Raw genomic sequence first — 21,665 nt, forward strand, 5'->3', positions numbered from 1 at the left:
TTATTCTGCATTGTATCAGCAAAGGGTTTATGGTAACGCTTTTAACTATAGCGAATAATAGCATCATTTAATAAACGGCTGATATAGGCTAGTAACTTGTTTTTCCTCTGATTTTCCTAATTGCATAGGTTTAAATTTTTTGTAAGTACCATCTATAAAATGGATAGCATTATCTATACTGAATTTTAGATTTTATAAATTTATAGTTAATAAATAATAATATTAGACTCAAATAAGATAAGACAAGATGGGATGTGAGTAATGGCAGGATATATTTTAGCGTTAGATCAAGGGACAACGTCAAGTCGGGCTATATTGTACGATGATCATGCGCGCCCAATCAAAATGGCACAGCAGCCAACGATCTTAAAGACACCGCAAGCAGGCTTTGTTGAGCAAGATGCCCAGCAAATTTGGCAGACGCAAATCAGCTGCGCTCATGACGTCATCAATCAGGCAGGGCTACTCGCCACCGATGTTAGCAGTATCGCTATTACCAATCAGCGTGAATCTATTGTCATGTGGGATAAGCACACAGGTAAGCCACTTGCCCCCGCTATTATTTGGCAAGACAGGCGTACCGCTAGCTACTGTGAAGCGCTTGCTGCTGAGAACCTAACCGCCACGCCACAAAGTGGTACGGTTAGTAATAATAGCCAAGGTGATATGGCAAGCGAAGTGCAACGTATTACAGGTCTGCGTTTAGATCCATATTTCAGTGCCAGTAAAATTGCTTGGTTACTAGATCAAAATCCTAAATTAAGCATACGCGCCAGCAAAGGTGAGATAGCAGTTGGCACCATAGACAGCTGGCTGATATATAAGCTCACAGGTGGTGAGCATGTCATCGATGTCACCAATGCTTCTCGTACCTTGCTATACGATATCCATAAGCTGGCATGGTCGGAGGAGTTGTGCGCCCGATTTGGCATACCCATGAATATTTTGCCCAAAGTTCTGCCATCCGATGGCGACTTTGGCAAAACCAAAAAGGGATTATTTGCCAAACAAATCCCAATTCATGCAGTATTGGGTGACCAGCAAGCAGCACTTTTTGGTCAAGGCTGTCTTGAGACGGGCATGGCTAAAAATACTTATGGCACCGGTTGTTTTATGCTAATGAATATCGGTCAAAAGCCGCTGCTTAGTGAACATAAGCTACTCACAACTATCGCATGGCAACGAAAATCTGCACCAACTCGCCCAGACAATCTCTCGTTCGAACAAATCGTCCAATCTGGCAGACGCATGCTACAGCCTCCAAGTAGAGAAATGACTTATGCGTTAGAAGGCAGTGTTTTTATGGCGGGTGCAATTGTACAGTGGCTGCGTGACAACCTAGGTATGTTTCAAAAAAGCGGCGAGGTAGAAGACTTGGCTCGGCAAGTTGAGAGCAGTGAAGAGGTGGTTTTGCTGCCAGCATTTACGGGATTAGGTGCCCCTTATTGGCGCTCAGATATCAGTGCCAGTATTACTGGTATGAGTCGCGGTACGACCAAAGCCCATATTGCAAGAGCAGCACTCGAGGCGGTTGCTTATCAAACATACGATGTGCTCATTGCCATGCAAAAAGACAGCCCGCATCCACTCACTGAATTAAGGGTAGATGGGGGCGCGGCAAACAATGATTTGTTGATGCAGTTCCAAGCAGATTTATTGAATGTGCCGGTACTGCGTCCAAGAGACACAGAGATTACCGCAAAAGGAGCCGCTTTACTTGCTGGCTTAAAAACAGGTTTATATGATGATACAACGATGAAGGCCTCATGGCAGGTAGATCGAGTTTTTGAGCCTAATATGTCTATAGATGTGCGTGAAAAGCATCTGTATAAATGGCAACAAGCTATCAGTAGAGCATTAATAGTGCCTTGATTACCATGATAGATAGTGTTTTGCTTATTACTTAATAGCCGTTTTTCAATATTATGTAATCGACTTGCCTAGAGACTATGTCAGTTGACAAAGTTTTGGTACAGATACAGACTGTAACGCAATACCATCGTGATTTTGACACAGTTTACATATTCGACCTATCTGTCTTTGAACTCAGTTCCTATACTTTAGAAGATTTAATAAAACGCTTAATCTGGCTTATATTGCTATTAAGTGGATTGATGATAAATAGAATATATAACAAATCAATTAAGGAAGATATTATGAATAACGATGGCCGTATTACAGACTCGAATAACCGTGTGATTACTGATGACTATCTTGAAGTTGGTGATAGAGAGCGTATTATCGATGATAATGAGCGCCGATTGACTGGTAATGATCAGACAATCAACAATACTGTTATTAGACATGAAAATGACAACATTATAGAGGATCATGATGCGATTGATCGTACTGCTGTCAAGCATATGTCGAAAGAAGCAAGAAGTGATCTGAATGCTGATCCAATCACAGGCGAGCCAGGCTCGCACCCTGTAGGTACAGGTATTGGTGGTATTGGCGGCGCAGCAGCAGGTGCTGCTATTGGCACGATGGCAGGCCCATTAGGCACGCTTATTGGTGGAGCAATTGGTGCAATTGTCGGTGGCGGTGCAGGTCATGCAGCAGCCGAAGCGATTGATCCAACGCGTGAAGAAGCATATTGGCGTGCAGAGTATGCCAATGCCGATTACTATCAAGAAGGTCATGATTTCGATCGTGATTTGCATCCAGCTTACGCGGTAGGCTATGCTAACCGTGCACGTTATCCCGCTGATGCCCGCTTTGAAGATCATGAGTCAGATTTAGAGCGCTCATGGAACAATGTGAAAGGTGAATCACGTATGGAATGGAATGAGGCACGTAGAGCATCTCGTGATGCATGGAACCGCATTTCTTAATGTATTTATGCTGATTTTAATAAGATATTAAGTACTCAGGTCAGATAGTTTATGAAAAGTAGTCAGCGATTAATATGCAAGTGCTGCTAATAGTATACTTGCTTCAAGTAAGTAAACACGACTAAAGCTTACTGTCTTATTACTGGGTTTAGTTCGATTGTAGACATTTTTTGTTAACAGACGCAATAATTTGAATTTATGCTATTTTAAAGCCTCCAAAGATTTCTTTGGAGGCTTTTTTACTGTATATTACTATGTATGAATATATAATATGCTTTATTGTTAAAATTAGCCAATAAGTAATAATTAGAAACCTTATGTAAAAACAATTATAGAATAATAGGCAGTTTATGACCAATAATAATGAAAGTAATCATAAGCAGTTTTATATAGCAACTGCCAACCTGCTCAATTTTGCCAATCCCAATCGTCTCTATTATCCAAACGCACCTGCATATACTAATCACGAATACGAACATAAGTTACGCGGTATCACAGATCTACTGTCAAAGGCACATGCTGATATCATTGCGGTCCAAGAAGTATGGGACAGTGAAGCGCTCGAAGCTTTAGCAGTATCATTGGGCTTTAAGCCTGAACATGTCGTTATTCCACTGGCAAGTAATGACAGCGTAAATTCCTATACGCAAGGTAAAGGGGCGCAAAATACACCTGCTGTCGGTATTATTAGTCGGTTTGCGCACTTAGAGACCAGTTTGCTTGAAGAGATTGCCCCAAAAGCGGTCATCGATATCCCTGATGTTGGTCCTTATCAGCGCTTTAATCGTCCGCCCCTTGTATTGCGCGTAGATGCATTTGGTCAGCCGATAACCATTATTACCGCTCATCTAAAAAGTAAACGTGCTTTTTTCTTACGTGATGAGGCCGGTAATTTATTAGAAGATATGGATGATCCAAATATTCGTATTCGTGCCAAGTTGCGTAGTTTGTGTATGCGTGCGGCAGAAGCGGCTTCTATCAGGCTTTCTATCATAGATAGGTTACAGCATACTCGTGAGCCCTTGATTTTGCTTGGTGATATGAATGATGTGACTGAAAGCGTAACCACCCAGCTGATGACTGAGATTGGCGAGGTCAACTATGACAAGAGCATGCGAGACGTCGCGCTGTTTGATGCTGCTCGTATTCAAGCCCGTTATGGTTGGATGAAAGATGTAGCATATACTCATATCTATCAAGGTATGCCAGAAGTGATTGATCAGTTATTTGTCTCTGAAGAATTTCTACCTGATAGTAAGTTTTCGCTCGGTCAGGTTGAACGGGTTGACTACTTTAATGACCATTTAAAGTGGGATTATGCAGATAGAGTGATCGACCATGGTATTATAAGAGCGAAAATAAAGCTTCACAATTAACACTATTTTATAATTAATTAGTGAATTGTTTTTAACCTATTCTTGTTCCTTGCTTGATAGTGTACAAGCGTTTATTATGCCTCTTCGTTGAGTATAGTAGCGGTGTTATCAATCCATATATGATTGATAGAAATGGTGCTTTGATTTAGGGCGCATACTATCCGATGAACACTATATTTTTAAAGATATGACATAACATTAAGAGATTTATCATGAGTGAAAATAAAGACGACAAAATTGAAGATGTACTAGTAGATTCGGAGCTGGCAAAAAAGCTGGTGCCGAATAAGTTTAAGTTTACTAGCCAGCAAGGACGCGCCCGCCGTCAAAAATTGTTGATGGGTGCTAAAAAGTTGAGTGAAACCCAATCTATCAATGATATTACGCTTGCCGCTGTCTGCGAAGAAGCGGGTATTCCACGGGCGTCTGCTTATCATTTCTTCCCTAATATTGAAGCCATATTTTTGGCGCTGCGTTTTTTAAATGCTATTGATATTTTAGATGTATTGAGAACCGTTGAGACGGTTAAATATGATAGATGGCAAGGGTATCTTACAGCGCTGATTGATCGCTGTGTACAAATTTTTGATGAAGATCAAACCAAAGCCAAATTAATTTATGATACCAATACGCCTGATTTTGAAGGCGACAGTTTTGGCGAGCATATGGATCACCAAGTAGTAAAATTGGTCTATGATCGTTTGGCTGAACGCTATGAAGTGCCTAAGTTTGAAGATATTCAAGATGTGTTATTGATTACCTTTAGTATCGTGAATGCGATCTTTACTGTTTCTTATCGTCGTCATGAGCGTATTACCGATAAGTATCTGCAAGAAGCTAATACGGCATCTATCGCTTATCTGCGTTGTTACTTGCCAGAGAAGCTACCGCGTAAAGACCGTTAGTCTGTCTATTAAGTTTTAAAGACAGACATTAAAAAAATCCGACATTTATATGTCGGATTTTTTTGCTAAATTTTTATGTATAAGCTTTATAAAATACTTATAGTGAATAAAATTTCTACATTTGATCAAGTGTCGGCAATACTTGTCCATTACAGCGCTCACCACTTGCATCGAAAGGCGAGTATTGCTCATAATAACGTACGATAAGCCCTTCTAATGCCACGTTTTCTTTAGAATTGTGAGCATTAACAAAAGCTTCACGTGCTTGTTCAAGCCAGCGGTCAGCCATGCGAAATTGACTGCCTGCCTGCCGTGAATTATGTTCACATTGGTCGGTCGCTGCCCAGATTAATGCCACTTCACTAAATGCTATTTCACGGGGAGCGCTTGCAATACCACCGCTGTCTTTGAGGGCACTTAATGTTGCCCATAAATCAGGTCGCATTAGCGCTGATGAGGCAGATATATTTTGGATAAGAACAAGATCGTTTTCTGAGCCTTTTTTTAATGCTTGCAAAATAGCTTCTGCAGATTTTGCCGCTTCTAATCCAGCAGGTGAGCGACTATTCATACTGTCTTTATGGATGGCATAGTTGAGCCAAGCTTGGGCTTTATAAGCAAAGTACTGTTGCTGCGCAGTTTTATCTTTTTGCTGATAATGCTGCAGTTCTGCTAGCATACAGCTCATCGCCCGTTGCTGCGAATTTTGGTTTTTATATGTCGCTTTTAAATCCTGACTCTGGCAGTAATCAGAGGTGTCTATAGTAGTGATATTCCCACTTTTTTGAAGAGTCGTAGCTGTGGTTGATACGCATGAAGTCGTTGATAATAGCAAAACAGCTGAAAACGCAGCACATATTGGATTTTTATAAGTAGCTACTTTAATAGTAGAGTAAAGCATAACGCGAAAACCTTGTAGTAAGCTGATAAGTATCGGTGCTGGCAATTTTGAGACTGATTTTATCGCTTATCAAATGCTATAGTCAATTTACTTCAAAAATATAGTGCTATTGGAATAAGATTTTGAAGTCTTTATCTTGCTTTAGTGCATGTGAATAAGGAAAAACGATTCCAGAAAAACGTCATTCAAGATGGTGCCTTTTTAATTGACCGTCTTATAATGTAGAGGATACAGGTGCTGCACGTTTATTTTTACGTCGGTCTTCACGCTTAAATAGATCTTCATCAAACTTGAAGCGTAGTCTAAAGTAAGCGCCCTCGATGGTAGTATCGTCATAAGCGATGTCTTCATCTTCAAAGCCCATGAAGTTATAACCAAGCGATAACCATAAATTGTTCATTGGACTATAGCCAACTTCAGCGCCAACTAAATAGGCTAGGTCATTTGCTTGCTTATTCCAATAAGTACCTGCTTGTAAACCAATATCCCAGCGCTCGCTAATATCATATAAGCCGCGAGCGTACACAGCATGAGCGGTATTGTCACTTGCGATACCTTGAGCATCGTATTCGGTATATTTACCTGCATAGTGACCTGATAACGTTAATGGGCGCGTTGGATGGTAGTTACCGCTCCATGACCAAACAATAGCATCCTTTTGATAAGGGTCATCACCAGTGGCATTATCATCTAAGCGATATTCAAGCTTGGCCAGCATATCAAGCTGATTGCTATCGTAATCGCGATAGGCAGCACCAAGTTGAAAGCGATTGATAGTCCGATGACCATCATCATAATCAACTTTTGAATAAATATCTTTGGCTAATAAAGTAACTTCATCGCTATAACGATAAGCAATGCCAGCACTACCTAATAAGGTGTCACTGGTATCGCCCCAGCGTTTTTCTAGGCGCCCTGATGCTTTGTAATTTTCGTTAGCAAGGTATTCAACGCCAAAACCTGCTGCAGTTGAGGTACTGTCTTTCTCACCCTCTAAAGATTCGACACGCTCGAGTAAGGTATTAAGCGTCAAGCCTTTTTGCACATACCATTTATTCTTTAGACCAATGGCAGCTTCCGCTTCGCGAGCACTGATGGCATCACGTAGACGGTATTCACTATAAACCTTGCCATCTTTCATATAAGTGGCATCAAAGCCGACAACAGTGCGTTGACGCTCTTCAGAATCGTCTAAACCATAGCTGCCAGACAAGCTATTGATTAAATCATGGCGAGCATAAAGTCGACCTAAATTACCCAGTGCTGTTTCACCGCCGATAGAGGTTGCGTTGCGTGAACTGTGTTCAATATCTTGCTCATACTCAGCAAATACCAATGAGTTATTTAGCTTTGGCAAATGCGCGGTTAGACGGGCGCGGGCAGTGGTGCCTTCGATATCTTTTTCAGTGTTGCTGACGTTGCTTAGCGCAGATTGATTGATGATGTCATCATTTGCAAAAGTATCATTAGTAATATCCACCACATCTGTTGCTGCTTGGATATTACGTGAAGCACCTTCTTGTTTGTAATAACGTACACCGACTTCACCAACGATATTTTTGCTTAAACGCTGTTCGATACTGGCCTGTACGCCTTCAGTACTTGCATCAGTAATATGATCTTCTGTGCGCACGCCTTCAAGTTTAAGCGCAGTCTTTTTCTCGTTTAAAGTGTGGATGATTTCGATGCCAGATTCGGTGCGACCAGCAGTTTGTGGTGACGCGCCAGTGACAAAACCGATATCGGTATCGTTATGATAGGCTTTTGCACGAGTATTTTTCTTATCATCATAGTCAAGCTCGATACGTAGAGCGTCACCCTCAGCATTATCGCCTGTTAGTTTGTCCGCATTGATCTGATTGCTTGGCTCGAAATTTGGATTCTCAGCTTTGTTTTTGGCATATTCTGCGACCAGTTTTAGCTTGTCATTAAACTTAACCACAGTATTAGCGCTAGCAAGCTCTTCTTTATTAAGTGGATCGTCACTATTGATATAGCTGCCACCGATAGTGATTTTATCAGTCAATTGTCGTTTAGCAGCGACGCCACCTACCCAATATTTCTCACCACCTTCATCAACCTCGACAGTAACGCGTAAGTAGATAGGGTTGCCATCGATATCTTGGCTAGCAATCGGTGATTTTAGATATAAGCTACGGCTAATAGGATCAATTTCATAATCAGCAAAGCGCGTCAAGGTCTCACGGCGCACAATACGTCCAGGATTATTAGCATCACGGGTGATTACTTCTATAGTTTCTGAATTTTCTAATACTGCATCAAAATCATTAGCAAGCGGGTAAGGACCTGAAATGCCCAAACCACGAGTTTCATTGACACGCTGGGAGGTGCTGGTTTCAGCGGCAAAAGCAGTAATACGCGTGTTGCTATCTTCAAACTGGGCTTTGACACCAGTCAGTGTACGATTGTATTGACCGAGCTTAATACCTTCATCGTTGTCAATTTGAGTCTTTAAGTCGCCATACATGGCAAATGAGCGACCTTTATCTAGACGTACATATAGCTTGCTCGTCGATTGCGCATCAAAACCTTTGGCTGATGAGTCGCCATAAACGGGATAGTATTCGCCCGGCTCGATATCACGGAACAGGCGCTCGCCTTTTTTGTCGCTGTCATAAGCAAGCGTTAATAGATAATCACCGCGTACTTTGCCTTTTAAGAACATTGCCGCACGACCCGTCGCTGAGTAATCATCGTTACCGGCTATTTCGCGTAATTCTTTTTCAAATGCACCTTGTGCGTCAGTGATATTACTACCATCAAAGTCTTTGAGTGCTATCGCGCCTTCAACGATACCAACAGCTATTAATGGACGCAATTGAGCTGTAAACTGTAGCGGAATTACTTGCTTAGTACTGCCTGTATCGATGATCATCTCACCTTTACCGGGTACGCTTGGCGCAGTCACGGAGATCAACAGCTCACCACCATTGACAGTAACTTGCGTGCCGGCTTGATCTTTACTGCTGTCTGCCAAGTTGATACGACCAATATTGGTATCAATGGTGATAGGAGTTGATGCTATATAAGGACGACCATCACGATCTTTTAGACTGATAACGATTTGATAATCGCTGACGCCGTCAGCTGCCACCAATTGTTTTTGGGTACGATAACTAATAGATTGTAAAATATCCGGTGTTAATACCTTGATAGTTTGCTCAGAGATAACTTTGCCATTCACGTCGGTTGCGACACCGCGTAAAGTATTAGTGCCACGCTTTAAATCGACCGCGTAATAATCAAATGCGGTGACATTTTGCTTTTGTTGTTCAGCCGTTTTACCGATTTGTTCTCTTGATATGGCTTTACCGTTGGCATATAGAGTGAAAATAGAGCCCAGTGGGGCTTGTACCTGTACCATTTGTTTATAAGTGCTGAGCTGCTGACCTTCACTCAAATTAATGAAAGAGACATTATTAGTTGCCACTTCTTTAAGGTATTCTTCTAACTCTTTTTCTACAGGAGGTGCAATTTTAGTAATCGCCATCTCAACGCGATTTGCAGATGGGTTGACCATTTCATTGACGATGGCTGAATCGCATTGAATCCCTGCATCTAAAACATCGTTAGATTTACAGCCGCTGGCATTGATATTGTCTTTATTGTCGCGGTTATAGTCAGGATCTAAAGTTAGCTCGCTTTTAACCGCTTGCTCTAAGCGATCGTTTTTGGCACCGATACTTTTGCTACGCGCAACAAGCTCTGCGTTTAAGCGTTCAGTACTGTCCGCCATACCGCCAACGATGCCGAAATCGGCACGATGTAACTCGCCATATTTGAGGTCAACGAAACGGCTACCAGCATCACCAGTATTACGGTTGCTTTGAGTAACCAGTTCTGTAGCGTTTGGAATAGTAGTGCGGTCAACTTTGAGGACGTGGGTTTTAGCACTAATACCATAAAAGTTATATTTACCTTCAGGATCGGTCACTACAAAGTTACCATTTTCCATATAGAGTCGCACGCCAGCAACACCAAGCTCACCATCTTGTTTTTGCTGGATGCCATCGCGGTTGATATCGTGGTAGACCTTACCAACGATGATGCCGTCTGTATTCATAACACCGCGATCGACTTCTACTTTCCACTGGGCTTCTCTTGATACGAGGCTTTGATCTTGCTCAGTTTTAGCAATGGCAGTCGCACGGTTAATGCCGTCACCGCCTAATGCTGATGAACCGATGAGGACGCGGTAAGTAATATCTTTACTAGTTTTGGCATCCATATTCCCCAGACTTAAAACTTGATACTTGCCATCGGTTTTAAACTCAGTGGTTTGCGCTTTATCAATGCTCACACTACCACCAACGTAGTCAAAGCCGCGCGGTAAAGCATCCTTTAACTCAACGTTATAAGCCGTACTGGTACCATCATTTTTGATATTAATCGTATAGTTAACATAATCACCGAGTGAGGCAGTTTTGACATCACCTTCTTTGGTAACTTGCAGGGTTGGGCTATCATTAACGATGGCGATATTGCTACTGATAGCTTCTTTAATTTCCTGTCGTATACTATTTGAGTCGATATAAGCATCTAACGTAGCGAGTAAATTATCACCTTCTAGCGTCTGAATAATATTGTCATGAATGGCATTAGCATTATTTTCTGTCGGTGCTTCTAGACGGAATTTGCCAGTATTATTGCCAGTCTCAATAGCTTTAAGTGAATAATTATCACCCGTTTTAGAGGAAGTAATAGTTATCCATATTTCATCTCGTGCGCTATCATGGACGTTACATTTAGCACAGCTGGCTTCAAGATAAACATCTTCACCTGCTTGAGATGTTCTTCTGTAACCATCCCATGAATAAAGCATAAAATCGAGTCGTGATTCAACGATAACAAGATCGTCAGCTACTAAAGCGGTAATAGAAGGGTCTTCGACAACAGTAGCGCCAAGCTTAATACTAGCAGTATCATCGGCTTCAGCATTGGCATCAGATAATGCTTGTATAGTAAGTTCAATGCTCTCACTTTGACCTAAAGTAATCTGAGCAGTTAGATTGTTATTTAACTTAATCTCTTTATCAACACCATCATCGAAGCGTCCGTTGTTATTCAAGTCTTGATAGAGTTTTATGTTCGATAAGCTACTAGGTACAGTCAGGTTCAAATCGATAGTCTGATCACTGTAACTGGTATTGGTTAGGAGATTTTTCCAACTAACGGTCGAGCCAGGGGCGATAGTCTTTGTTAATGGCGAGGTTAGGCTAATACCATATTGAGGAAAAGCAGACGATTGAACACTCACTTGGTTAGAAGTGCTAGAGATAACGATGGTAGCTTGACTATCGACGTAGTAGCTTGCGTTAGCGATGTTAGTGATAGTCTGTACAGCAGTATTAGGTGCAGCAAAAGCCATATTTGATTGCATAAGCAACATAGCAAGCGTCAGAGCCGAAACCTTGGCTGTGCCTGATATTAAGCTTTTAGACGTATTGATTACACTAGAGGTCATAATAAGTCGCTTATCCAATAAAATATAAAGGGGTAACAGAATGGAGCGTCTCTAGCTTGACCAGTTAAAAATGATTGGTTCAAGCTAGAGAGTTGGTCTATAAGCATCTTGTGAAGCTCATAGATTATTTAATTATTAATTAGTACCTGTTTGCGAAGGTTTTGCAGCAAATACAACGTTGGCTGTTGTATTAGCAGCGATACTTGCAAAGGTAACTTGTAACGACTGACCAAGGGTTTGACTAGTGGCTGTTGGAGACGCTGAAAAGCTATTAGCTTGATAAGTAAGTTTGCTATCTAAAGTATCTGAAACGATAAGATTGTTAACGATTTTTGTAGTATCAGTAAAAGTGTTTTTGGCTTCTAGTTTATAGAAGACACACTGATCAGCATTAGCAGTTGCAGGGTCAGTCGACCAAGCAGCAGCAACACCAGGGTTAGCATTACAATCAGCAGCTATCTGATATTTTTTCAGATTAACGCCTTGCAAGGTCGTAGTAGAAGTTGTGGACAGCTGGTTACCAGGAGTACTAGTAGGTGCTGCTGTACCTTGAACCGGACCTCTAGGCTGTAGCGCGACTGCTATGGTTTCGAAATCACCAATGTTATTTACATTGTTTGTTGTAGAGTTTGGATCATTGCTACCTTTGCCTGTCGATAAAACCTGTACGCCAATTTTGACAGAGGCTCCTGGAGCTAGGCCTGCTCGCGTGCCATTCACAAGAGGAGTAGCAGCGTTAAGATCATAAATACCATTTACGCCAGTAAGTTCAATCTCTCCAGTATTAAATATACCGTCGTCATTAGCATCTACGAACACGCGAGTAATACTAATATTAGGATCATCAGCAATGCCATTATTTCTAGTTGCAGTCGGTTGAATAGATAGTTTGACGGCATTGTTTGTGTTACCAGACTCCGATGCTTCTGTCACACCACTACCGTTGTTGGTAATAGTATAAGTATAAGTATTGCCGATGACATTGCTGGTTGCAGGAGTAACGAGAGCAATTTCTTTATTGGCACCAGGAGTAATATTAATCGCGCGAACTTGATTACTGGTTGTTACTGACGCATTGGTATTGTCATCTTTACCTATTAATGGCTTACTTGGATCTTCATAAGTACTTTGAGTAAGGCCACCTGGCGTTAGACCGTTATCAGATCTATCGATGATGTCAGGATTGTTTGCAGTCGCATCGTCTTTAGTGTTATCTCTAACAACAGCATAGTTAATAAATGAGCTGGCGTCAGTGGCGCCAGTCGCCTTTTTGGCACGGAAAGTGACGGTGATGGTTTCGCCGACTTTGACATTTTGACCAGCTACAGTGATTGTTTTATTGCTGTTCGAGAGGACGGCTGTACCTGCTGCACTACCATTAGAGGCAGTAACAGTAGGCGCTACATAGTTAGCTTCTGTTGTTGACGCTATTGCTACTAAACCTGTAGGTAGATCATCTGAGATGGTTATTGCAGTACCATCGATGTTACCTTCGTTTTTGACAGTAATAGTGTAATCAACATAAGCGTTGGTATTGTTTAAATCTAAGTTTTTAGTACCAAGATTGGTAGTAGCCGATTTTGTAATAGCATAAAGTGGCGTTTTGGTTAACGCATTATCAGTGTTAGTTGCCGTATAAGTAGTGGCAGCGGTGTTACCAGTTTTTGATTTTAGGTAAGCACTTTCAGCGGTTACGGTTAGAATACCATTAGTATCTGCAACACGTTTAGTATCGGCTTGGGCTGTAACAGTAATTAACGCTTTTTCGCCTGGCGCCAATGCAATCGTACCACCGTTAGCAACAGTTACTGCACCACCAACATTAGTACCAGCAGCATTGACTTTTTGATACTTGATGACACTGGTGGTGAGACTGTAATCAAAATCATCACCAGTTCCATTTGGAATGTTGGCAATATTCACAGTATAAGTATCGTTGACGTTACCGCCGTTAGTAAGGGTATGAGTGAAATCGACCGTTGAGCTTGCTTGGGCATTAATAGGGCGATCTCTACCAAAATCATCGTTAGGAGTATTATCAACAACAGTAGAAATTAAACTAAAAGAACCCGTTTCAGAAACATTCACGGTGACTACATTTGATTCTGCAGTTTGTGAAGTTGTACTGCCAGCGACAGTGTATGAAGCGGTGGCTTTGTTTGTCACGTTAAAAGAACCAGAAGTACCACCTGTTGGGGTAGCAGCATTGGCAGCAGTAATACCCATTGCAGTAACAATACCAGCAGTTAACATGGAATATTTGAATAAATTAGATTTCATAAGGTAAGTTTCCTAGAGTATTTAAGTAAAAAGCGCTATAAGTTTGCTATTCAACGATGGTATTTAGTGATACAACGGCGGTTTTCTGTGCGGGTAATAGCTTGATATTCCAACGTAGGGTACGGTATTCAGAAAACGGAATTTTGACCATCTTGCCATCGACTTTACGCATCAGTGGCATATCCATATAGTTCTTGCCATCGATGCTGGCTTGAGCACTTGATGGATTTGCTTCACCAGTAAAGGTCATATTGGCGGGGATAGGTAAGACAACTGCTAAGTCTTGAATATCTTTATTGATGATATTGCTATAAGTGGCCTTATACTGAATAACAGTACCTGCTGGAGCAGTACGAACGGGCACATAGCTGGTTTTGCCCGCAGCGTTTTTAATGACTTGATTGGCGGTTAGATCCATTTTTAAAGCGTCATCGGCATGAGCGGTACTTAACAAACATACTGACGCTAAGCTAGCTAGTAATGTGTTGCGTAAAACATTAAAACCTTTCATATAGTATTCCTTGTTTACACTATTGCTATTAATGAGACTTAAATGTCATCTTATATGATTCAAAAATCGTAATCAGTAATCTATAAAAGTTTAGGTAATGTCAGATTTTTTATTAAAGCTATTGTCACAAACTAAATACAAAATTTCACTATAAATAAGACAAACGGCATTTTGAAGTGACTAAACGGTAGAAGCCCCATCTTTCAAGATAGGGCTTTTGTTGAAAAAGGCAGAATTTTCAGTATTGGGAATAATGCAAGAAAAAACGATGACTAAGGATTTGCTGTGGTGCCATATTTGGTATTGAAGTAAAAAACGCGATTGGTTCTTGCATTGATGGTAAGGGTTCTGGTTTTGACTTCACCATTTGCTCCAATAGCTGGGTTTTCTGCAGCGTTATAATCAGTGGTTGAAAGTGGTGGATTGGCAAGTACGGATGTGACTTGAGCGCCGTTTACCCCTTTTTTCTGCAGCACATCTCGCATCACAAAATCGCTGATCACGATATTTGCACGATTGGTGGCGGTAATTCTATAAGCAATACATTGCTGTGGAGTAATATTGCCTAAAATAGAGTCCATGCTAAATCCAGTTCTTGGATCAGAAGTAGTCGGTACTGTAGTATAATTTAAAGTACTGGCATTACAGTCATTTACAAACTGGTATTTCTGTAATACCAAAGCAGCATTCGCAGCGATGACTCTACCGAAGTTATTATCTGGATAATGGTAAGTGGTATTTGCAAATGCAATCACTTTCTTATCACTATTGGTACGGATAGTATAGACATTACCTGTATTATTATTTTTTTCTATTAGACAGAGATTATTGGTATTGCCACTGATGGTAGTAATAGGAACATTTATCTTATATTGACCGATAGTAGGTGTGCTACCATCAACCAATTGTGAACCATAAACAGATCCATTTGTACAGTGAGTAAGCTCAACAGTACTACTAGCAATACCAGCTTCAGCATTAGGTGTAGTGCTATCGAATATACCGTTAAAGTAATTAGCGTTATTAGCATAAGGACCTGTTGTAATATTGGCGTTAGTAGCATTAGTATCTGTGATACCACCATTATCGTTAAAAACAATACCTGAGAAAGTATATTGTGGCGTATAGCAGTAGCTATCTACTCGAAACTGAAACCTTTGACTTGTAGGAGTAGTTACATTATTAGTATTAGTGTAGCTAAAAGTGACCGATCTGATATCCTCGCTAAATAAGACAGATCCTTGACAATTTGTATCAAGAGCAGCAGTGCAGTTAAATGACGCATTTGTAGAAGAGGTCTGAAGCCCATTTCCTAGCTCAACGACACTAGATCCAGATATTCTTTGAAAAGTCCCTTTAATCTTAGTATTGTTTCGAGTTATGCCAGTGATGCTGACTAAATCATCCCAACCTGTCTTATTGCTGCCTATGTTCTTATCGATATCAAACGCGCTTATGGCAACATTATTTAAATAAAGAGAGTCGCTATTCCCGGTGTTTTGAAAGTCTAAAGTGATCTCAGAACGAGATGTCAGGTCTTTGAAGTTTCTATTAATATCTATAGCAGGATTGGCACTGGTTCCTGTAACCATAGTAGTATTACCAGAAGTATTAACGTTGATCTCTTCAATGGTCATTTTGATTTTCAATGGAATAGACAAACTTGATGTGCTTGTCATGGCTTGATAAGTATTTGTATCAAAACTCTCTTTGAGCTTGGTGTAGTTGCTGTTATCGAATATTCCTTTGGTTGAACCAGCTGGACATGCTAGGTTAGATCCAGGATTGGGGGCAAGTGCAAATGATGAATGACTGATCGCAAGAAAAACCATCGCTGTCATCAACGCCAATATTCGATATAGATATGTACCAAATAATTGTGAAGCTATTGCATTTACGAAGCGCTGAGTCTGATACATATTGCTATCCCTATAAACTGATATTCACTAACAATCATTTATGTAAATACGCACGATAAATATAACCAAAAACCTGTGTATATTACGTAATTCATCATATTAAGCAATAATTTTGTAAATTTCTTAGAAAACGGATGAATGGCAGATTTAATATGACCAAATACATATATTTCTGCTAAATATTATATTTATCACTCATTACAAAGTATCTCCCAACAAACCTCCCGAATATCTCAAAAAACATAATCACTATTTATTTTAAAAATACTTGTCATATTGGCATTTCTTTATAGCTATAAACAATACGTGAATAAACCCCTATAATAGAGCGTCAATATCATTTGATGATGAAAGTCGCATATCGGCTGTCGTTTACTTTTACTACGATGTCTGTTTGAACCCCATGCCAAGCTACAGTTGCTGATTATGAGCAACTGGTCTGTAATAGCCAAGACATATAATGGAATGACGAGATGCAGCAAGGAAGGCATTAGGTAAATCGTTTGCTTACGAAAATATGTATAACTCTGTGATTTAATAATACCCTGCCACCGTGTAGGGATGACTGATAAAAAAGGATTAGAGAAGATGAATTATTACAAGGATGCTGATAGCAGCGAAACGCAGGAATGGCTGCAAGCTTTTGAGTCTGTGATTAAGCATGCTGATAAAGATCGTGCGCAGTTCTTATTGAAAGCCTTATATAATATGGGGGTGCAAGAAGGCCTACCATTTAACCGTTTAGATACGGCCTATATCAATACTATCGCCGTTGAAGATGAGCCGATGTACCCAGGTGACTTGACGATCGAGCGCAAGATTCGCGCCTTGATTCGCTACAATGCCTTGGCAATGGTGATGCGCGCCAATAAAAACGATGACGATTTGGGCGGTCACTTAGCCTCATTTGCTTCTAGTGCGACGCTATATGAAACTGGTTTTAACCATTTCTTCCGTGCTGCCAGCGATCATTTCGGCGGCGATATGATTTATTATCAAGGTCACTCAGCGCCAGGTATGTATGCACGTTCTTATCTAGAAGGTCGCTTGACTGAAGATCAGTTGGATAATTTCCGCCGTGAAGTCGGTGGTAAAGGGTTATCAAGCTATCCACATCCTTATTTGATGCCGGACTATTGGCAGTTCCCAACGGTTTCGATGGGCTTAGGTCCTATCATGTCAATCTACCATGCCCATGTACATCGCTATATGGAAAACCGCAAACTGCTAGAGTCAGAAGGTCGTAAGATTTGGGCGTTCTTAGGTGATGGTGAAACAGATGAGCCAGAAAGCTTAGGTGCTATTTCTCTTGCTGGTCGTGAAAAGCTGGATAACCTGATTTGGGTCGTTAACTGTAATTTACAGCGCCTCGATGGTCCTGTTCGTGGTAATGGTAAAATTATTCAAGAACTTGAATCCGTATTCCGCGGTGCCGGCTGGCGAGTGATTAAAGTGGTTTGGGGCGGTAACTGGGACAGTCTGCTTGCTAATGATGATACCGGTGTCCTTAAACACCGTATGGAAGAGACAGTCGACGGTGAGTATCAGCTATATGAAGCGCGCGATGCCAAATTTACCCGTGAGCATTTCTTTAATAAGTATCCTGAATTAAAAGAGATGGCAGATGCCTTAACAGATGAAGATATTTCACGTCTGAACCGTGGTGGTCATGATCCGATGAAGGTTTATGCCGCGTTTAGTGAAGCCATGAAAACCAAAGGTCAGCCGACGGTTATTTTAGTGAAGACTGTCAAAGGCTATGGTCTATCCACCACCCAAGCGGTTAACAAATCGCATCAAGTCAAGAAGCTTGATCAAGAAGCATTGGTGTACTTCCGTGACCGTTTTGATTTGCCATTTACTGATGAGCAGTTAGAGACGCTACCGTTCTATCGTCCAGCTGAAGATTCAGCAGAGATGAAGTATCTAAAAGGTCGCCGCGAAGCCTTGGGTGGCCATTTGCCAAATCGCCGTAGTGGTCATATTCCTTTGAATATCCCTGATTTATCTATCTTTGATCGGGTTTTAAAAGGTAGTAACGGTAAAGAGCAATCAACCACCATGGTGTTTGTGCGTCTATTATCAGCAATGCTAAAGAACAAAGACATCCAAGATCGCGTCGTACCTATCGTACCTGATGAAGCGCGTACCTTTGGTTTAGAAGGTATGTTCCGTCAATTGGGTATTTACTCTGCCGTTGGTCAAAAGTATACGCCTGAAGACAGTGAAGCCTTGATGGGTTATAAAGAAGCCATCGATGGTCATATGTTAGAAGAAGGTATCAACGAAGCGGGTGCAATGAGTGCGTGGATTGCGCTGGCAACCAGTTATTCAGTGAATGCGCTACCGATGATTCCGATGTACATCTACTACTCTATGTTCGGTTTCCAACGCATTGGTGATTTGGCTTGGGCCGCTGGTGATTGTCAAGCACAGGGTTTCTTATTGGGTGCTACAGCAGGTCGCACGACGTTAAATGGTGAAGGCTTGCAACATCAAGATGGTCATTCGCAAATTTTATTCAACGTCGTTCCTAACTGTGTGAGCTATGATCCGTGCTTTGGTTATGAGTTGGCAGTGATTATGCATGATGGTTTACGCCGCATGTATGCTGAAGGTGAGCGTATTTATTACTATCTCACCGTGATGAATGAGAACTATGAGCAACCTGCAATGCCAGAAGGCGTTGAAGAAGGCATCAAACGTGGTATGTATCTGTTAGAAGATAATGGTTCTGCGCAAGTTCAGTTATTAGGTTCTGGTGTTATTTTACGTGAAGTGCAAAAAGCGGCACGTATCTTAAAAGACGAGTTTAATATCACATCGAACGTCTGGAGCGTTACCAGCTTTAATGAGTTGACACGTGATGGTATGGCGTGTGATGACTATAATCGTCTACATCCAATGGATGAAGAGCGCGTGCCATGGATTACTGAACAGCTTGCACCGCACGAAGGTGTGGTCGTTGCCGCAACGGATTATATGCGCAACTATTCAGAACAGATCCGTGCTTGGTTGCCAGATAGCCGTCCATATACCACTTTAGGTACTGATGGTTATGGTCGCTCCGATACCCGCGAAAATCTCCGTAGCTTCTTTAACGTTGATGCCGCTCATATTGTTGTCGCTACTCTAAAACGCTTGGCTGATGAAGGCGAAGTAGAAATGCGTCTGGTTAAAGACGCGATCTCTAGCTTAAATATCGATATCGATCATCCGCCTGCATGGCAGCAACAGCCATATTATGACTATTCTCCAGACGCTCCAGCACCTGGTAACATCAATCCGATTCCTGTACCTGAGTTTGTCGCTGAAGATGATGATGAAATCAGCAGTGAAGGTCGCGCCGAAGATCAAGCCGATGCAACCTTACTTAATAATGATGATGTCGAAGAAAAATAACCATAAGACAAGGAAATGAAACATGGACATTAAAGCCCCCGATTTGGGTGTCGATAGCGCCGAAGTCAGTGAAATTATGGTTGCAGTTGGTGATGTCATTGCAAAAGACGATAATATTATTCTACTTGAGTCAGACAAAGCTTCAGTTGAAGTGCCAAGCTCTGCTGCTGGTAAAGTGACTAAAATCAGTGTTGCGATTGGTGATCAAGTCAGTGAAGGTATGGTGCTAATCGAGCTTGAAAGCGAAACTGACAGTCAAGATGACAATCAAAGCGTAGAAACACCTGCTGCTGACACTCAAGAGAAATCTCTTGATGCTGAGCAAGAAGAACCGCAAAAGGAAGAGCAAAGTGATAAGGCACAAGCTGAGTCAAATACCGATCAACCTGTTGAGCAAGAAGCAACAGCGACCACGCATGCGCTCCCAGATTTAGGCGTCGATGAAGCGCAAGTATCTGAGATTATGGTCAGTGTTGGCGATATGGTCACTGCTGATCAGTCTATCTTGCTGATCGAGTCAGATAAAGCGTCGGTTGAAGTACCAGCGCCACAAGCCGGCAAAGTTGAGAAAATACTGATACAAGTAGGCGATATGGTTGCCAATGGGCAAGACTTTATTGTCATCATCGCTCAAAGCTCAGACAATGCTAATGCTACGAGTGAAGCCAAAGCACCAGTCGCTCAATCGCAAGATTCAAAACCAGCAGTGAGCGAGCAAAAGACTGATTCAAGTCAGGAAGCTGCTAAACAAGCTACGACTGAGCCTAAACAAGTTGCTAGTACTACTGCAAAAAGCAGTACAGGTAATAAGCTGACCGAAGCACAAGTCAATGAAAAAATGGTTGATGTCTATGCTGGTCCCGCCGTGCGTAAACTTGCCCGTCAGTTGGGTGTGGATATTAGCCAAGTAACAGGTTCAGCACTGAATGCACGTATCTTAAAAGAAGATTTATTTGCTCATGTGAAGCAAAGCTTGACGACAAAACAAGCTGCACCCGCTACTGGAGCCGGTGTATCTAGAGCCAGCTTACCAAGCTTACCTGATATGAGTAACGTCGAGATTTGGGGTGAAATAGAAACCCAAGACTTAACTCGCTTGCAAAAGGTGTCGATTCCACAGCTGAATTACAACACTTACCTGCCGCAAGTGACGCAGTTTGATTTGTCTGATATTACTGAGACAGAAAATCTGCGTAGTGAGCTTAAAGGTGGTATGAAAGCTGAAGGTATTGGGCTGACGATTTTGGCTTTTATCGTCAAAGCAACCGCTTATGCATTGACCCAGCATCCACGCTTTAATAGTCATTTAAGCGACGACAATACCCAAGTCATCCTACGCAAAAGCGTAAATATGGGTATTGCAGTAGCAACAGATGATGGCTTAATCGTGCCAGTGATTAAAAATGCTCATGAAAAAGGCATTAAGCAAATCGCCATTGAAATCGGCGAATTGGCACTCAAAGCCCGTGATAAAAAGCTAAGTACTAAAGACTTGCAAGGCGCAAGCTTTACCATCTCAAGTCAAGGCATCTTAGGTGGTACTGCGTTTACGCCATTGGTAAACTGGCCACAAGTTGGTATTTTGGGGGCATCAGAAGCTACGATGCAACCGAAATGGAATGCTGCCAAGCAAACTTTTGAGCCGCGCTTGATGTTGCCATTGTCATTATCATATGATCATCGTGTGATTAATGGGGCTGATGCGGCAGTATTCACGCGTTATGTCGCAACATTGCTTGCTGACCCGCGCCGTATTTTGCTATAGGTTTTCTTCTTATTTAAATTTTATATAAAAGAAAGACTATCTGCGGATGGTCTTTTTTATTACCTTAAGTAATTGTTATTATTAATAATATTGTTATGTCGGTTTGATTTGGTAGCCTTTTTGGTAGCCAGTAGCTTTAATTTTTGGTTACTGGTAGCCATAGGGCGGTAGTAGAGTTCATGGCTTTGTGAGTAGTGACCGCCTCCATATGCATATTTTTACTAGCGCGTAATTAAAAGTTTAGCTATGACTTTCTGCTTTAACCTCTCTTAACTTTATTAACATGC

The 21,665-nt window shown here is 41.5% G+C and carries 11 protein-coding genes; 6 read left to right on the forward strand and 5 right to left on the reverse strand.

Going from position 1 to position 21,665, the window contains the following annotated elements; genetic code table 11:
* Positions 1-261 precede the first annotated feature (261 nt).
* The 4 genes from glpK to VLA57_RS09115 all read left to right on the forward strand — a co-directional run bounded on the left by glpK (position 262) and on the right by VLA57_RS09115 (position 5,115).
* Positions 262-1,872, forward strand: a complete 1,611-nt coding sequence (gene glpK / locus VLA57_RS09100; protein WP_133104138.1) for a glycerol kinase GlpK — start codon at positions 262-264, stop codon at positions 1,870-1,872.
* Positions 1,873-2,363: 491 nt separating this feature from the next.
* The gene (locus VLA57_RS09105) at positions 2,364-2,834 is read left to right on the forward strand and encodes a hypothetical protein (protein WP_226939380.1); all 471 of its coding nucleotides are present in this window, start codon (positions 2,364-2,366) and stop codon (positions 2,832-2,834) included.
* A 350-nt stretch (positions 2,835-3,184) separates the two neighbouring features.
* Positions 3,185-4,210, forward strand: coding sequence for an endonuclease/exonuclease/phosphatase family protein (locus tag VLA57_RS09110; RefSeq protein WP_133104139.1), 1,026 nt, complete (start codon positions 3,185-3,187; stop codon positions 4,208-4,210).
* A gap of 212 nt (positions 4,211-4,422) precedes the next feature.
* A complete protein-coding gene (locus VLA57_RS09115) occupies positions 4,423-5,115 on the forward strand; it encodes a TetR/AcrR family transcriptional regulator (RefSeq protein ID WP_011513381.1) in 693 nt (230 codons plus the stop codon).
* A gap of 115 nt (positions 5,116-5,230) precedes the next feature.
* Here VLA57_RS09115 and VLA57_RS09120 read toward each other — a convergent pair whose 3' ends face one another.
* From VLA57_RS09120 to VLA57_RS09140, 5 genes are all read right to left on the reverse strand, one after another.
* Positions 5,231-6,016, reverse strand: a complete 786-nt coding sequence (locus tag VLA57_RS09120) for a hypothetical protein (protein ID WP_133104140.1) — start codon at positions 6,014-6,016, stop codon at positions 5,231-5,233.
* A 214-nt stretch (positions 6,017-6,230) separates the two neighbouring features.
* On the reverse strand, positions 6,231-11,501 hold the full coding sequence (locus tag VLA57_RS09125) for a DUF11 domain-containing protein (RefSeq protein ID WP_133104141.1): 5,271 nt from the start codon (positions 11,499-11,501) through the stop codon (positions 6,231-6,233).
* Positions 11,502-11,636: 135 nt separating this feature from the next.
* Positions 11,637-13,781 (reverse strand): beta strand repeat-containing protein, encoded by a 2,145-nt coding sequence (locus tag VLA57_RS09130; RefSeq protein ID WP_133104142.1) that lies wholly within the window; start codon positions 13,779-13,781, stop codon positions 11,637-11,639.
* Positions 13,782-13,827: 46 nt separating this feature from the next.
* On the reverse strand, positions 13,828-14,292 hold the full coding sequence (locus tag VLA57_RS09135; RefSeq protein ID WP_133104143.1) for a hypothetical protein: 465 nt from the start codon (positions 14,290-14,292) through the stop codon (positions 13,828-13,830).
* A 272-nt stretch (positions 14,293-14,564) separates the two neighbouring features.
* Positions 14,565-16,211, reverse strand: coding sequence for a hypothetical protein (locus VLA57_RS09140; protein WP_133104144.1), 1,647 nt, complete (start codon positions 16,209-16,211; stop codon positions 14,565-14,567).
* Between the two features lie 588 nt (positions 16,212-16,799).
* On the opposite strand from VLA57_RS09140, the gene aceE reads away from it, so the two are divergent.
* Complete coding sequence (gene aceE, locus VLA57_RS09145) at positions 16,800-19,613, forward strand: pyruvate dehydrogenase (acetyl-transferring), homodimeric type (protein WP_011513387.1); 2,814 nt, start codon at positions 16,800-16,802, stop codon at positions 19,611-19,613.
* 22 nt (positions 19,614-19,635) lie between these two features.
* On the forward strand, positions 19,636-21,378 hold the full coding sequence (locus VLA57_RS09150; protein WP_133104145.1) for a 2-oxo acid dehydrogenase subunit E2: 1,743 nt from the start codon (positions 19,636-19,638) through the stop codon (positions 21,376-21,378).
* Positions 21,379-21,665 lie beyond the last annotated feature (287 nt).

Origin of the sequence: Psychrobacter sp. S4(2024) (assembly GCF_036861305.1) — a bacterium.
GTDB classification, from domain to species: Bacteria; Pseudomonadota; Gammaproteobacteria; order Pseudomonadales; family Moraxellaceae; genus Psychrobacter; species Psychrobacter cryohalolentis.